At 54.9% G+C, this 15572-nt stretch carries 15 protein-coding genes and 1 tRNA gene; 11 read left to right on the top strand and 5 right to left on the bottom strand.

From position 1 onward, the window contains the following. Window positions 1–30 precede the first annotated feature (30 nt). The 7 genes from BKP64_RS08450 to BKP64_RS08420 all read left to right on the top strand — a co-directional run bounded on the left by BKP64_RS08450 (window position 31) and on the right by BKP64_RS08420 (window position 5557). On the top strand, window positions 31–561 hold the full coding sequence (locus BKP64_RS08450) for a cupredoxin domain-containing protein (protein WP_070968494.1): 531 nt from the start codon (window positions 31–33) through the stop codon (window positions 559–561). A gap of 97 nt (window positions 562–658) precedes the next feature. Beyond that, a complete protein-coding gene (locus BKP64_RS08445) occupies window positions 659–2380 on the top strand; it encodes a copper resistance system multicopper oxidase (protein ID WP_070968491.1) in 1722 nt (573 codons plus the stop codon). Further along, window positions 2377–3126, top strand: a complete 750-nt coding sequence (locus BKP64_RS08440; protein WP_070968487.1) for a copper resistance protein B — start codon at window positions 2377–2379, stop codon at window positions 3124–3126. The genes BKP64_RS08445 and BKP64_RS08440 overlap by 4 nt, the downstream gene beginning before the upstream one ends. A gap of 167 nt (window positions 3127–3293) precedes the next feature. Beyond that, window positions 3294–3647: a hypothetical protein gene (locus BKP64_RS08435; RefSeq protein ID WP_070968484.1), complete on the top strand. Its 354-nt coding sequence runs from the start codon at window positions 3294–3296 to the stop codon at window positions 3645–3647. A gap of 184 nt (window positions 3648–3831) precedes the next feature. Then, window positions 3832–4320 carry a hypothetical protein gene (locus BKP64_RS08430; RefSeq protein ID WP_070968481.1) on the top strand — a complete coding sequence of 163 codons (489 nt, stop codon included), beginning with the start codon at window positions 3832–3834 and terminating at the stop codon, window positions 4318–4320. Between the two features lie 143 nt (window positions 4321–4463). Beyond that, window positions 4464–4868 (top strand): antitoxin Xre-like helix-turn-helix domain-containing protein, encoded by a 405-nt coding sequence (locus BKP64_RS08425; protein WP_070968478.1) that lies wholly within the window; start codon window positions 4464–4466, stop codon window positions 4866–4868. Beyond that, window positions 4868–5557, top strand: a complete 690-nt coding sequence (locus BKP64_RS08420; protein ID WP_070968475.1) for an RES family NAD+ phosphorylase — start codon at window positions 4868–4870, stop codon at window positions 5555–5557. Before BKP64_RS08425 ends, BKP64_RS08420 begins: the two co-directional genes overlap by 1 nt. 59 nt (window positions 5558–5616) lie before the next feature. Here BKP64_RS08420 and BKP64_RS08415 read toward each other — a convergent pair. After that, window positions 5617–5693: transfer RNA gene (locus BKP64_RS08415), tRNA-Arg, on the bottom strand. A gap of 88 nt (window positions 5694–5781) precedes the next feature. Between BKP64_RS08415 and BKP64_RS08410 the strand changes: the two genes are divergently transcribed. Then, window positions 5782–6483 carry a TIGR04283 family arsenosugar biosynthesis glycosyltransferase gene (locus BKP64_RS08410; protein WP_083329299.1) on the top strand — a complete coding sequence of 234 codons (702 nt, stop codon included), beginning with the start codon at window positions 5782–5784 and terminating at the stop codon, window positions 6481–6483. Beyond that, a complete protein-coding gene (locus tag BKP64_RS08405; RefSeq protein ID WP_070968472.1) occupies window positions 6476–7114 on the top strand; it encodes a TIGR04282 family arsenosugar biosynthesis glycosyltransferase in 639 nt (212 codons plus the stop codon). Before BKP64_RS08410 ends, BKP64_RS08405 begins: the two co-directional genes overlap by 8 nt. Window position 7115: 1 nt before the next feature. Here BKP64_RS08405 and BKP64_RS08400 read toward each other — a convergent pair whose 3' ends face one another. Beyond that, a complete protein-coding gene (locus tag BKP64_RS08400) occupies window positions 7116–9968 on the bottom strand; it encodes an insulinase family protein (protein ID WP_070968469.1) in 2853 nt (950 codons plus the stop codon). Window positions 9969–10003: 35 nt separating this feature from the next. Beyond that, entirely contained in the window at window positions 10004–10303 is a 300-nt protein-coding gene (locus tag BKP64_RS08395) for a hypothetical protein (RefSeq protein WP_070968467.1), read from the bottom strand. A 388-nt stretch (window positions 10304–10691) separates the two neighbouring features. On the opposite strand from BKP64_RS08395, the gene BKP64_RS08390 reads away from it, so the two are divergent. Further along, a complete protein-coding gene (locus tag BKP64_RS08390) occupies window positions 10692–12677 on the top strand; it encodes an SDR family oxidoreductase (protein WP_070968464.1) in 1986 nt (661 codons plus the stop codon). A 56-nt stretch (window positions 12678–12733) separates the two neighbouring features. On the opposite strand, the gene rnt is transcribed toward BKP64_RS08390, so the two are convergent. Continuing rightward, window positions 12734–13396, bottom strand: a complete 663-nt coding sequence (gene rnt / locus BKP64_RS08385; RefSeq protein ID WP_083329184.1) for a ribonuclease T — start codon at window positions 13394–13396, stop codon at window positions 12734–12736. A 41-nt stretch (window positions 13397–13437) separates the two neighbouring features. After that, window positions 13438–14469, bottom strand: coding sequence for a dihydroorotase (gene pyrC / locus BKP64_RS08380; RefSeq protein WP_070968461.1), 1032 nt, complete (start codon window positions 14467–14469; stop codon window positions 13438–13440). 163 nt (window positions 14470–14632) lie between these two features. Here pyrC and BKP64_RS08375 point away from each other — a divergent pair, with 163 nt between their 5' ends. Then, window positions 14633–15550, top strand: a complete 918-nt coding sequence (locus BKP64_RS08375) for a flagellar protein MotY (protein WP_070968458.1) — start codon at window positions 14633–14635, stop codon at window positions 15548–15550. Window positions 15551–15572: the final 22 nt, after the last annotated feature.

Below are 15572 nucleotides of genomic sequence, written 5' to 3'. Positions count from 1 at the left end.
AGTAAGCGTCGAATCATAGGAGATTAAAGAATGAATGTATCCAAGTTGCTTGTCTCTGCACTGGCTCTGTCGGCAGCCTCAACGGCTTTTGCGGCCGGAAACCACGGCAGCGGCCATCAGGGTGCTTCAAGTGGTGAGCCCGGCAAGGCTTCTGAAGCTAACCGTACCATCACTGTTCAAATGCACGATAACTATTATGAGCCAGAAGCCATTGATGTAAAGCCAGGAGAGACAGTCCGCTTCGTTGTTGAGAATAAAGGCAATCTGGTGCACGAATTCAATATTGGCACACCCGCTATGCACGAGGCTCACCAGGGCGAAATGATGATGATGGTCGAGCACGGCGTTATCCAGGGCGGCCAGCTCAACCACGACATGATGAACATGGACATGGGTAATGGTCACTCTATGAAGCACGATGATCCGAACAGTGTTTTGCTGGAGCCGGGCAAGAGCAAGGAGGTGGTTTGGAAGTTTGCCGAAAACAACAGTATCGAATTTGCCTGTAACGTTCCCGGGCATTACCAGGCCGGCATGTATGGCGATGTAAATTTTAACTGATGTGTTTAGCGACCAGTCCTGGGATGCCCGCGGTGGCGCCAGGGACTGGCGCTTCGGGCACTCTGAACGCACTTCTAGTAATCCGGAGACATTGACCATGAAGATACGCCTTCTGGTAGGCGCATTAGCCTTGCTTTTGCCATTTGCAGGCTTGGCGGGTGAGTACGACCTTACGGTCGACCGAGTGAAGATCGATACGGGGGAATTCGTTAAAAAGGGAATCGGTTACAACGGTAAATCGCCGGGGCCGGTGCTGCGCTTTAAAGAGGGTGAAGAGGTCTCTATCAATGTAACCAATAACCTGGATGAAATGACCTCCATTCATTGGCACGGCCTGATCCTTCCGTTCAGCCAGGACGGTGTGCCGGGCATCAGCTTTCCCGGCATCCAGCCAGGCGAAACGTTCACCTATAAATTTCCAGTTGTTCAGGCCGGAACCTACTGGTTTCACAGCCACTCCGGTTTCCAGGAGCCGGACGGGGCTTACGGCGCGATTGTCATTGAGCCCGATGGGCGTGAACCGTTCCGCTACAACCGGGAATATGTGATTCAGCTGACCGACAAACATCCGCATTCCGGTAATCGCATCATGCGTAACCTGAAGATGATGCCGGATTACTACAACCGGGAGCAGCAGACGGTTGGCGAGTTTTTCTCCGATGTCTCTCAAAACGGCTTCATGAATACGGTCAACGATCGCATGGCCTGGGGCGACATGCGCATGATGAAGGCGGATGTCGAGGACTTACAGGGCTTCACTGCGCTCATTAACGGAAAAGGGCCAGAGCAGAACTGGACCGGGATCTTCAAGCCCGGAGAGCGTATTCGTCTGCGTTTTATCAACTCCTCAGCGATGACCTATTTCGATATTCGGATACCGGGGTTGGACATGACGGTTGTGCAGGCTGATGGCAATAATGTGCAGCCGGTCAATGTGGATGAGTTCCGTATTGGTGTGGCGGAAACGTACGATGTGATTGTGCGGCCCAAAGACGAACAGGCTTATACGATTTTTGCCGAATCCATGGGGCGTTCAGGGTATGCAAGAGCAACGCTGGCGCCGGAAGAGGGGATGTCAGGCTCTATTCCCGAACTGCGTGAGCCAGCCCGCCTGACCATGGCGGATATGGGCGGCATGCATGGTATGGATCATGGAAACATGGGCCAGGACGATATGAATGGCACGGAAGGCATGCCTGAAATGGACCCTTCGTCGATGGGGGGGATGGATCATTCCAGTATGGCGGGTATGGACCATGGCGCCATGGCGATGTCCAGCGGCGGCCCAAGCGATCCTTTCTATGCCCAGGGCAGTGGCTTGGTTCCGGAGGCGGCCAACGGCGGAAAATTCCTGTCTTATGCAGATTTGAAAGCCCAAAAACCCTTGTATGAAGAACGTGAGGCGACCCGTGAAATCGAACTGCGCCTGACCGGTAATATGGAGCGCTACACATGGAGCATCAATGGCGTCAAATACGAAGATGCAGATCCCATTCGCCTTCAGTACGGCGAGCGGGTTCGCTTCAAGTTTGTAAATGAGACGATGATGACGCACCCCATGCACCTCCACGGCATGTGGTCCATCCTCGATGTCGGCGCCGGCCAGTTGAATCCGGTCAAGCACACAGTGAGTGTGCAGCCGGGGACAACGGTCTATATGGAGACCGAAGTCGACGCTCCAGGACAATGGGCCTTCCATTGCCACCTGTCCTATCATGCCGCAGCCGGTATGTTCCGGAAAGTGATCGTTGAGGGTGGCCCTGAAACCGAACAGGCCGCGATCGACGATGCAATTGTCAATGATGGGGGTGACGCATGAGTCGTTGGATTTCTTTGGTTGCCACCGCCGCAATGGGGCTGAGTGCCATGCCTATGACCGCTTATGCCCAGGAACGGATACAGGATGTCACCGAGCGCAAAAAGCCCCTGAAGGTTTGGGGCGCTCAGTTCGAGGAATTTGAGTATCGTTATAGTGATGATGACGAAGAGCTGGGCGTATGGAGCGGAGATTTTTTCTACGGTACTGACGATCTGAAGGCGCGTTGGCTCACCAAGGGAGAATACGCCATCGAGGAGCAGGCCTACGAAAAGCTGGAGAACCAGTTGGTAGCTCAGACGCCTGTTTCTGATTTTTTCGATGCCAAGGCGGGTTTAAGGTTTGATACGCCTGAAGGCCCCGACCGCACCTACGTCGTCCTTGGGATTACAGGGCTTGCGCCTCAGTGGTTTGAAGTCGACGCAAACCTTTATGTCAGCAAGGACGGAGATACATCAACGGAGCTGGATGCCGAATACGAACTCCTGCTGACCAACCACTGGATACTTGCGGTCGCCCTGGATGCCTCGGTGGCGTTCAGTGAGGACCGGGAAATTGGAGTTGGCAAAGGGCTGGTTTCCACTGAAACAGGAATCAGGCTCAGTTACGATTTGGTCGATCGCTCTTTCTCGCCTTATGTGGGCGTAGTTCATGAGCGCAAATATGGAGATACGGCTGATTTCGCGGATGCGGACGGCGGCAATGTCGAAGACTGGTTTGCGGTAGTGGGTGCAAGACTTTCCTTCTGACAACACAAGTGGGCCTCGGGCATACGTCCTGGGCCCTTTTTTTGAACTATTTGATGTACATCAAATCCAGGTATAAAAGTATGATCTGCGTCCCCCCTTTTTCAGCTGCAGTTCAGTTTTTGATGCTGTGATAAAAGCAATGCATACAGGCTACGAGGTGCACAGTCATGATCAAGGCCCATAAAGCATCAAACCAGTCACCATTTCTGCTTCGGCGTAAGCTGACCGTTGAAGGTCTGACTGAGAGTCAGTGGGAAGACTTTATCCCGGAGCTAAACCATCATCCGTGCGTGGATTTCGCCGAACGAAAATCCCAGAACCGGCTTGTTGTCACATTTGATGGCACGCATTGCTCCACTAATGAACTGATCGGCCTTGTTGAGGCCCAGGGGGGGCGATTAAAGCTCGATTGGTGGGAGCGCCGGCGATTGGCGTGGTATCGATTCACCGATGACAACGTTCGGGCAAACGCCAAGCACGAGCCTTTCTGCTGTTCAAAAATTCCTCCCGCGAAAAAATAGCAGGAGGTTGAATGAGCTGGTAGCAGGAAAACACCAAATCCGATCGGGTGGCTAGCTTGGCTTTGCTTTAATAAATTGATGTGAAACAAACTTCCCGGTGATTAGGGTGCCCTGTTCAGATTCAGTTCAGGTAAATGATCTTAAATGTAGTTGTTTGAAATGGAGCTTTTAAAGGAGCGTCACTATGAATCGTTTTACTAAAGTACTCGCTGTTTCTTTGATCATTGCCGCACCTTCAGTGTGGGCCCACGGCTCGGGTAACCAGTATGGCCCCGGTATGATGATGTCCCAGGAAGATATGCAGGAGATGCAGGAAAATATGACCCGCATGCAGGACTTAGCGGGTCGGATGCACCAGAACTCCGGGCAAAACCGCCAGAAGTATATGCAGGAGCATATGGAGCTGATGCAAGAGCAAATGCGCATGATGCACGGGGGCATGCCTGGTGGCCCGGGAATGATGAACGGCCAAGGCATGATGAACAATCAAGGAATGATGAATGGCCAGGGCATGATGAATAATCAGGGTCAGCGAGACAACTCCACTCAGAGTCGCCCGGCGATTGGCTCGGAGGAGCGAATCCGATTCATGGAACAACGAATGGAGCAGATGCAATTGATGATGGAGCAGATGCTCGAGCATCAGAAAGAGCTGCAAAAAAGGCAGCAGTGATTGTCTGGTTATCCTTTGACGGCTAACGGTTGCGGCCAATTCGATTTGTATATACCTGAGTCTCAATTTAGACAAATAATAGTTTTGGGTCTAAAATTGGACTAAGCGAGGATCTGAATGCTCGCTCATGAGGGGGGTAAGAAATGACCGCAATCGCAGCGAAAAAGTCGCCGGCTGACGCCCGCCGAATGGGTGTCAGCGGCCTGAGGGCCGCCTTCAATATTCTCGATATGTGGGGATGCTCCGCTGAGCAGGCCCAAGCCATTCTGAGGTTGCCAAAGGCGACCTACTATAAATACCGTAATGATCCCGCAAGTGCTCGTCTCGACAGGGACCAGCTCACACGCATCAGTTATCTGTTAAATATTCACCAGGCGTTACGAATTGCATTCAGCAATCCGGAGAACGTTTATGGATTCATGCGTAAACAGAACCACAATCCCTATTTCCACGGCAGGGCCCCTCTGGACGTGATTGAAAGTGGCGATTTCGGGGCGTTATATGAAACCTTCCGTCGTATCGATGCCTTGCGAGGCGGTCTCTGGTAATGACGTTGGATCTTCCTGTCATCAGCGTTGCGAAAACCAGGGGCTTTCGCCTCATTAACTCCAAATTACCTACAATAGATCTCTTTAACGACGTGGCAGATCCGGATCAATTCCAGGATCTCTATGATCTCCAGGCCATGACCAATCCCCGCTTCAGTCAAGAGATAGGGAACCTGAACTACATTGACTTGGATGAAATCCCCTGGGGTATCCCCGGCTGCAATTATGCCGCGGCCTCTTTCACTCATGTTCCCCCTGACGGAAGCAGGTTCAGCAGTGGGGAATTCGGGGTGCTCTACATTGCCGATACCATGACAACAGCGCTGGCGGAGGTGGAGTACCACCAAGGTAAGTACTTGGCAAATATTGAAGACCTGAAGTTCGACAGGCTGCTTTTTCGCGGGCTTGTCTGCACGTTTGCCGGCGAAGTCATACACGATGCGACTTCGCTGCAGGTAACTCATGATATATATCACACCGACGATTACAGCACCTCCCGCACCTTGGGCGCCCAGCTCCGTGCAGAGGGATCTGAGGGCATTCACTATTGGTCTGTTCGAAATCCCGGAGCTACCTGTTGGGGCTTGTTCACACCAAAGCATGTGCGGTCAGTAGTCCAGGCCGCGCATTATGAATTCATTGTGGGTAGCGGGAAGATTGTGGATACGAAGAAGGTAAGTTCAACCTGAGTTTTCGGTAACGATCCAGAGCGACAGGCGGACGGGTTTTCGGGAGCAGGAAGGATAAATGGTACCCCCGGCAGGACTCGAACCTGCTACCTTCCCCTTAGGAGGGGGACGCTCTATCCAGATGAGCTACGGGGGCAATTCTTCAGGAAGGGCGGTATGATAGCTGTCTCGGGTTGTTGTCTCAAGGTGTTGCCCTGTTTACCTGTTTTTTTCCGGAGAGTGTTTTGCCTGATTCTGTCTCATTGAGCGTTATTGTGCCGGTGTGGATGGAGGCCGCAGGTATCGAGGATACGTTGCGAGCCTTGGCGAAGGTCAGATCGGCCGGCAATGAGGTCATTGTGGTGGATGCGGGCAGTTCCGATAGCACCGCAGAGCTTGCCAGGCCCCTGTGCGACCGGGTGGCAATTTCGGAAAAAGGCCGTGCCGTTCAGATGAATGCTGGTGCGGCCCTTGCGCAGGGAGATTTGCTGCTGTTTCTCCATGCGGATACGCGTCTGCCTCCGGATGCTCTTGAGCACCTTCATCGCTTTAGCGTCAGTCGCCATGCCTGGGGCCGATTCGATGTGCGTTTGAGTGGCGACCGCTTGCTGTACCGGATTATCGCCTGGTTTATGAATCGTCGATCCCGATTCACGGGTATTTGTACCGGTGACCAGGCCATGTTTGTCCGGAGGGATACGTTTGAGGCTCTGGGCGGGTTTCACCCAATGCCTCTGATGGAGGATGTGGAGCTCTCTCGCCGACTCTGTCTGGTATCCCGGCCATATTGCATTGCATCACCCGCCACCACAGACAGCCGGCGCTGGGAAAAGTCTGGCCCTTGGCGTACGATTTTCCTGATGTGGCGATTGCGCTGGCGCTATTGGCGCGGTGAATCGCCGGAATCCCTGGCCCAGGCCTACCGCTCGGATGTCCGTAATGCCTGATACTGAAGCCCCGAAGACTGTTCTCATGCAATTCGCCAAGTGGCCCGAAGAGGGGCGGGTTAAAACCCGTTTAATGCCGGTGTTGGGTGCCAGCGGCGCGCTGGATGCCCATGTGACTCTTACCCTGGCGGTCCTGGATAACCTCTGTGCCTCCGGTTACACCGTTCAGTTCTGGTGGGATCGTGAGTTGGAACATGCTCCAAAGGAAGCGGGCGTGATTGTCCAGAACGTCAAGAGCGCAGGTCTTGAGCAAAAATTTCAGCAGGGCGCCACCCTTGGCGAGCGGATGTTCCGGGCATTGCAGGCGTCGCTGGAAACCCATTCCCGGGCTCTGGTGATTGGCAGTGATTGTCCTTCGGTTGACCCTCAGTATGTGCGTCAGGCCGTTGCACTTCTGGCGGATTGTGATGTGGTGCTGGGTCCTTCGGACGATGGAGGCTATGTCTTGATAGGTGCCAGCAGGATGGTTCCCGGAATGCTGGATGACATTCAGTGGGGAACCGTCCGGGTTATGGAACAAACTTGTGAGCGGATGGAAAGGCTGGGGCTCCGCGTGCGTCTTCTGGAACCCCGCTGGGATGTGGATGAGCCTGAGGACTGGGCGAGGTTTCAGCGCCTGCCCATAATCTAGGTCAGCTTGCTGGTACGGGTGGCAATTCCAGTAACCGGGTAAGCACTGTGTCCGATTTCAGGCCACTCTCTCCCGTGACGACCTTCAAGGCGTGTTTGCGTTCCAGAACGGCCTCCGTGAACGTCTGCAAAAGCGCCTTTTTGCTGACGTTGTTAATGGCTTCGGCCAGTTTCTGTCTGGAGTTGAAGTTGTAAGCCCCGCGGTCTAACTCACGCCAATAACGACCTGAAATGTCGCCCAGCTGTCGATCCTTTTCCAGCAGTTTGCTGATCACGGCCTGCTTTTCACGATTCATGCCCGTTTCACTGAGGCGCTCCAGCTGTACTTCAAAATCCTCTGAGAACTGACGCACGGCCTTGTCAATCTGCTCCTGGCTTGCGCCCGGAGACTGGACAACAAAGCCCAGGGCCGGAGTTTCGAGCATTTCAAAGGGCGTGGCATAGACGATGTAGCCCAGCTGCTGGTTTGTGCGAATTTCCTCGTAAAACGGGCTGCTGATAATCTGGGCCAGGAGCCGGAATCGGGCGCGCTCTTCGAAGCTGGTGTTGCTTCCTTGCATATAGAGAGTGTATCCGGTATCTGGATGGTCCACGTCCAGCGCCACCTGTGTTTCTTTCTGAGGCAGCTGGCGCACTCTGCTGCGCTCCACGGTGGCAATCTTACTATCGCCCAGTACGATGGCTCCGACCTGTTGTGCCAGGTTAAGCGCATAGGCGCGGGTAAGGTTGCCGTGAGCCAGCATGACTGGATCCACATGCGACAAAAGGGCATGGGAAAACGATTTGAGTTCGTCCAGGGTTACCTGTTTTGCCGCAGCCAGCTTGTCCTCTGTGTTCCAGGCACCTTCAATCAACGCGGTTTGTACGAACTCGGATGTTTGCTCAACCGGTCGGTCCTTGGCCTTGTTCTGGAGGCTGTCCACCAGCTTCTGGCGAGCGATGTCGAACCGCTGCTGGGTTAGTTGGGGAGACGCGATCTGGGTGAGAATGCGGTTGATCAGCGTATGCAGTTTGTCACTGTACCCGCCAACGCGGATGGTCACGCCCCTCAGATGCGGGTAGACGCTGTAGTCCAGGCCGGCGAGCCGGGCTGAATAGGCCCATGCATTGAGGTTGGTATTGATGGCATCTACCAGTAATTGGGTCAGCACACTGCTGCGGGCTGATGCTCTTGCGGCCGGAGTACGGAGACTGATGAATACGTTCGCTTTCGGTGTGTTGAAGCGGGTGTCCCGGGCAAACCAGATGTCCATGCCCTCATGACTTCCGAGCAACGTGGGTTTTGTCATGCTCTGGCCAGCGACCATGTCGAGATTCTCCGGCACAAACGGATTGGATGCGGGTAGCCGGAGTTGTGACGCCAGTGTTGGTTGCTGCTTTCCGCGAAGCATCGATGGGTCCAAGGGGGTCAGCTCCCATTCGGCATCGTACCAGCGGGTCTTTTTCGGATTCTCAAGTTGTGGTTCCGGATCCAGTACAAACACCATCAGGTTTTCAGGCGTCAGTTGATCAAGAAGGTCCTGGTATTGTTCAGGGGCATAACGTTCCATAAGCCAGGGCGCGCTGAGGATCTCCTCTGGCGGGTAGTGCTGAAGCTGGCGGGAGAGGGTCATGGCCTCATGAACCGGCTCACCCTGCTCGCGGAAGCGGAAGTCGATGCGCGCCAGCTGCTGCATTTCCTCGAAACGTGACTTGCTGATGCCCTGGTTTCGGATTTTGTCGATATAGTCGAACACCAGGGGCAGGATGTCATCCTGCTTGCTCAGACCTTCCGGTGTCAGGGACATGCTGATGTCCAGTGTGGCGTTCTCTCCCGTGTCCATGCCAAGACCTGCAGACAGGCTTTCGACCAGTCCGGCCCGTTTGAGAACATCGAACAGGCTGCCCGGACCTTCATGCCCGAGAAGGTTGGCAATGTAACTGGCCGGTTTGGTGCGGTAATTGGCTTCCTGGGATGGAATCGGAAAGGACAGGGTGAGACTGCGCACATCCTTTAAGGCATCCGCTGTGACTTTTGCGGGCCGTGTGTCCCGATTATAGAAAGTCTCCGGATGGCGCCTGGGTGCCAGATTATGGTTCTCGATGGCATCGAAGCGGCTGCGGACCATGTTCTCCAGGTCATCCAGAGACTGCGGGCCATAGACTGCCAAGGTCATCAGGTTTGAGGAGTAATGGCTCCTCCAGAAGTTGATCAGGTCTGGCCGGAGGGGGTTCTCTCCGGTGTTTTCGAGTGTGCTCAAATTACCCACAGCGAACTGACTGAACGCGTGCCCCGGGTTGCTAACAGCCTTTTTGACAGAGTAAAACCGGCGACCGTCTTCCTTCTGTTTGGCGCTGAACTCGGAGTGCACCGCATTGCGCTCCCGGTCTACCAGGTCCGCAGTGAACAAGGGGGCCGCAAATTGTTGGGCGAAGCGGTCCAGGGCGGGCTCCAGGAACTGTGCTTGCACGTCGAAGAAATAATTCGTGTCCTGAAATGCGGTGAAAGCGTTGTGACTGCCACCATGGCTTTTGATGAACTGCTGGTATTCACCGGGCTCAGGGTACTTTTCTGTGCCCAGAAACAGCATGTGCTCAAGGAAGTGCGCGAGGCCTTCCCGGTCGGCCGGGTCGTCGCCGCTGCCGACTGCCACGTTCATGGAGGCAGCGGCTTTATCTGCATCCTTATCGGATACGAGTATGGTACGCAGCCCGTTGTCCAGCTCAATAAACCGATACTGATTATCATCGTTAGGGCTTTTTACGGGAGCCCCTGTTGCCAGGGCAACCGCACTGCCCAGCAACAAGGTAAGCAGCACGAATACGTTGGTGACGATCAGGTGTGATCTGGCGGTACGGCGTTTACCAGTGCTCATAGCGTCTCTTTAATCCGGTGATGAGTCAGGAATGTTCAGTGCATCAGGGCGTTGCGTGTGCTTTCCGGTTGCTGGTCCAGTGTTTTCCTGGCGAGGTCAGCGGCCTGGTCCGCGTCAAGCTGGCCCGAAGCGATGCGCTCCAGCACCGTGGCCATAATGGCAACCGACTGACGATAGTCGGCGAACTCTGCCTGGAACGCGGAATCAATGGCTTCGTACACGGCCTGAATTTTCTCTTCCCGGCTGCCGGCATTCGCGGACGTGTCGTTGATGGCTTTGAGACAGGCTCGGGCAATGGTGATGTAGCGTTCTGTGTTCGGGTTGTCTTTTTGCATGGTCTGTTTCCGGAAGAGCGTGATTTCCTATGATTTTTCATGACGCCGAAAAGCGCAATAAGTTCCCGATTATGGCATTGCTGGCAGGGTGTTTCATTGCTTTCCGGTAATCGGCCCCACGGGGCAGGCAGAGACCGATTCCTGTGCTAGTCTCAAAATCATTGTGTCGATGTGTCAGGCAGATGCCCGCAGAGGGATCTTGTTCATTTTTAGAGTAATGGCTCTAACAAAAACAAGAGGTTACAGAGTAAAAGCTCTAAAAAAGTTCGATACATGAAGATATCAATTAAGTACAATGCCGTCGTTCCCGGATCCATCTACGACTTTAGTCTAAAAGAGGGCCGGCATGGATAGACAACAAATGAGCAACAAGCAGGGTGGATAATTGATGAACTATTTCCTGACGGGTGGTACCGGATTCATTGGTCGTTTTCTCGTGGAAAAACTACTGGCTCGAGGCGGCACGGTGTATGTGCTCGTGCGTGAACAGTCCCAGGGCAAGCTGGATCTTCTGAGGGAGCGCTGGGGAGCTGATGAGTCCCAGGTCAAAGCAGTGATTGGTGACCTGACGAGTAAAAACCTTGGTATCGACGCCAAGACCATGAAGACCCTGAAGGGCAACATTGACCACTTCTTTCATCTGGCCGCCGTTTATGACATGGGTGCGGACGAAGAAGCCCAGCAGGCTACCAATATTGAAGGCACCCGTGCTGCCGTTAATGCGGCCGAGGCCATGGACGCCAAACACTTCCACCACGTGTCCTCGATTGCTGCCGCTGGTCTGTTCAAAGGCACTTTCCGGGAAGACATGTTTGAGGAAGCGGAAAAGCTGGACCACCCCTACCTGCTCACCAAGCACGAGTCCGAAAAGGTGGTGCGCCAGGAGTGTAAGGTTCCCTTTCGCATCTACCGTCCTGGCATGGTTATCGGCCATTCAAAGACCGGTGAGATGGACAAGGTCGATGGACCCTACTATTTCTTTAAAATGATTCAGAAGATCCGCCACGCGCTTCCGCAGTGGGTGCCGACCATCGGTATTGAAGGCGGTCGCCTGAATATCGTGCCTGTGGATTTCGTGGTGAATGCCATGGACCATATTGCCCACCTGGAGGGTGAGGACGGCAACTGCTTCCATCTGGTGGACTCCGATCCGTATAAGGTTGGCGAAATCCTCAACATATTTTCCGAGGCCGGCCATGCGCCCAAAATGGGCATGCGTATTGACTCCCGCATGTTCGGATTCATTCCACCGTTCATTCGCCAGAGCCTGAAGAACCTGCCACCAGTGAAGCGCCTCACGAGCGCGGTTCTGGACGACATGGGGATTCCACCTTCGGTCATGTCGTTTATCAATTACCCGACCCGGTTTGATGCCCGGGAAACCGAACGTGTGCTCAAGGACACCGGCATCGAGGTGCCACGTCTGACTGATTATTCCGCGGTGATCTGGGATTATTGGGAGCGCAATCTGGACCCGGACCTGTTCAAGGACCGCACGCTGCGGGGAACCGTGGAGGGACGGGTATGCGTAGTTACCGGCGCAACCTCGGGTATTGGTCTGGCTACTGCGCAGAAGCTGGCGGATGCGGGCGCGATCCTGGTTATTGGTGCGCGCAAGCCGGAGCGACTGAAAGAGGTGGCTGCAGAGCTCGAATCCAGAGGAGCCAGCGTGCATGCTTACCAGTGCGACTTTTCTGAAATGGAAGACGCTGACCGCTTTGTCCAGACGGTATTGGACAACCACGGTGCGGTGGATGTGCTGGTGAACAACGCTGGTCGATCGATTCGCCGTTCGCTGGATCTTTCATTTGACCGGTTCCACGACTTTGAGCGCACCATGCAGCTTAACTATTTCGGTTCTGTTCGTCTGATCATGGGCTTTGCCCCGAAGATGCTGGAGCGACGTCGCGGTCACGTCATTAATATCTCGTCCATTGGCGTACTGACCAATGCGCCGCGATTTTCAGCCTATGTTGCGTCCAAGTCTGCTCTGGATGCGTTCAGTCGCTGCGCTGCGGCGGAGTGGTCGGATCGCAATGTGACCTTTACCACCATTAATATGCCGCTAGTGAAGACCCCCATGATCGCGCCGACCAAGATTTATGATTCGGTGCCGACGCTGACGCCGGATGAAGCAGCAGACATGGTGGCGGAAGCGATTGTGTACCGTCCGAAGCGTATTGCGACCCGTCTTGGTATCTTTGCTCAGGTGCTGCATGCACTGGCGCCGAAAATGGGTGAAATCGTAATGAACACCGGCTACCGAATGTTCCCGGATTCTCCGGCAGCGGCCGGCAGCAGGTCAGGGCAGAAGCCGAAGGTGTCCTCCGAGCAGGTGGCTTTTGCCGCCATTATGCGAGGCATCTACTGGTAAGCAAAGGGTTTGCCCTTATAAGAAAAACCCCGCTTCGGCGGGGTTTTTTGTGTCTGTTACTCTGTATCTTCGGGAATCAGGGGCAGGGGCGGCGGGAAGCCACCGAGGTCCTTCCACCGGTTCACAATCCCGCAGAACAAGTCTGCCGTCTTTTCCGCATCATAGGCGGCGGAGTGGGCTTCTTTGTTATTGAACGGAATGCCGGCAAGCTTGCATGCCTGGGCCAGAACTGTGTGGCCATAGGCAAGCCCGGCCAGAGTGGCGGTGTCAAAAGTGGAGAAGGGGTGGAACGGGTTGCGCTTGATGTCTGAGCGCATGGCGGCAGCGAACACGAAGTTGTGATCAAACGTAGCGTTATGCCCAACGAGCACCGCGCGTTTGCAGTCGTGGGCTTTTACCGCCTTGCGGATAGGGCTGAAAATTTCGCTCAGACCTTCCCGCTCCGGTACCGCTTCCCGCTCCGGATTCCAGGGGTCAATGCCGGTGAAATCCAGGGCAGACTGCTCCAGGTTGGCACCTTCAAACGGATCGATTTGCTGCAAGTGTGTTTCGGCACGGCGCAGGTAACCGTCTGCGTCCATGGTCAGCAGCACCGCAGCCACTTCCAGGAGGGCGTCCCGTTCCGGGTTGAATCCGGCGGTCTCCACGTCAACAACAACGGGCAGAAAGCCGCGAAAGCGGCGGGACATAGGATGTGGTTCTTTGTTTTCGTCAGTCACTCAAACTCCGGTCATGGCCGTGTAATGTATAGTCAGGATGTTTACGCCAGGCGCCAGTTAACGGTTTCGCCCGCTTTCAGTGGCACGATGTTGCCGTCTGCCAGGGGCAGCTGGTCTGGCATGGTCCAAGGCTCCCGGACCAGGGTGACGGTATCGGTATTTCGTGGCAGGCCATAGAAATCCGCGCCATTGAAGCTTGCAAAAGCTTCAAGTTTGTCGAGTATGCCCAGCTCTTCGAAGATGTCGGCATACAGCCCGATGGCGCCATAGGCAGAGTAGCAGCCTGCGCAACCACAGGCCGCTTCTTTGCGATCCTTTGAATGCGGCGCGGAATCAGTGCCCAGAAAGAAGCGTTTATCACCGCTGGCGACCGCATCTCTCAAGGCCTGCTGATGTCGGTTACGCTTGAGAATGGGCAGGCAGTATAAGTGGGGGCGAATACCGCCAACCAGCATGTGGTTGCGGTTGTACATCAGATGCTGAGGGGTCAGGGTGGCACCGAGATTGCCGCCTTTATGACGCTGCACGAATTCCGCTGAGTCCGCTGTGGTTATGTGCTCCAGAACTACTTTCAGACTGGGAAACGCTTCCAACGTCGGTGCCAGCACCCGGTCGAGAAATGCCTTCTCACGGTCGAAGATGTCGATGTCAGCATCCGTGACTTCACCGTGCACCAGTAACAGCATGCCGCACTCTGCCATAGCTTCCAGCACCGGATAGATATTACGGATATCGTTCACTCCGGATGCGGAGTTGGTGGTCGCACCCGCCGGATAGAGCTTGGCGGCCACTACGCCAGCCGACTGAGCCTCATGAATGGTGTCCGGCGTTGTGCTTTCAGTCAGGTAGAGCGTCATCAGTGGTTGAAAGTCTGTCCCCGATGCCGCCGCCAGAATGCGTTCTCTATAGGCGATGGCGGTTTTTGCGGTGGTTACCGGTGGCACCAGATTGGGCATGATGATCGCGCGCCCGAAACAGGCGGCTGTTGCTGGTACAACATCGTTCAGAATAAGGTCGTCGCGAACATGGAGGTGCCAGTCGTCCGGGCGAGTAAGAGTGAGCTGATCGGTCATGGGTTTTTCCGCAATGCCATCGGCGGGCCGGAGCCCTGAAAAATTTTGCGAATTATATCAGAAGGCGCGAATGTTTGTTTTTGTATGCAGTGCTAAAGAAGCGCACGTTTCTGCCGTTACCAAGATAAATACCCGAATCATCCGGAAGCGTCGGTAAACCGTTATGGCATTCAGCCTTTGTAAACAGACACTGAGCCTGCTTGGCGCATTGGCGCTGGCCTCGGGCATGCCTGCCTCAGTCGGGGCAGCCAGTTATGGGGCAGGCATTGAAAACAGCCAGTGGTATCTGGCTGAATCGGTGTTTGAGTGTTCACTGGTGCATGAGGTTCCCGGTTATGGGAAGGCAGTATTCCGGCACCAGGCGGGGGAGGCTCTTTCGTTTTTCCTGGAAGCCGAGCACCCGATGATGCGGCCCGGGCGTGGTTCACTGGTTGTTGAAGCTCCGGCTTGGCGCCCCGGCGTCGCGCCAAGACCCATGGGCACGGTGAACGTCTCGGACGGGAGCCGGCCGGTGCTTCTGGACACCCGTCAGGCAATGATTCTGGCCCGTGGGTTGCTGGAAGGCATGAGGCCTACCGTAACCCGGGAATCCTGGTTTGACGGCAGTCCGGTTCGGGTTCAGATATCGAATATCAATTTTTCCGGCCAGTTCCAGCGCTACCGTACCTGTACGTCCAATCTTTTGCCGGTGAATTACGGCCAGATTCGCCGCTCCCGCATTCCGTTTAACAGCGGCAGTGCCAGTCTCTCCGGGGCTGACCGCACACTTTTGGACAACATCGTGACCTACGTGCTGGCAGATACGACCGTTGAGCGTGTCTTCGTGGATGGTCACAGTGACCGTTTGGGTAGTCGAATCGACAACCGTGCGTTGTCGGAGGAACGGGCCAATGTTGTTGCAGATTACTTGAAGGCCCGGGGCATTTCCGAGGACTTGATTATTGTCCGGGCACATGGCGATCAATACCCGGTATCACGCCGCCCTGCTGATAACAGGAGAACCACCATTCGTCTTCAGCGGGAGGGCGAGCGGCCTGAATTCCAGCAGGCGAACGCCTATGGTGGTGAACCTGCCGGCTGAAGGCGTTCCTGGTGTATGGTGC

Origin of the sequence: Marinobacter salinus (assembly GCF_001854125.1) — a bacterium.
In the GTDB taxonomy this organism is placed as follows: Bacteria; Pseudomonadota; Gammaproteobacteria; order Pseudomonadales; family Oleiphilaceae; genus Marinobacter; species Marinobacter salinus.
Note: the sequence above shows the minus strand (reverse complement) of the source record. Positions and strands in the feature narration are given on the sequence as shown.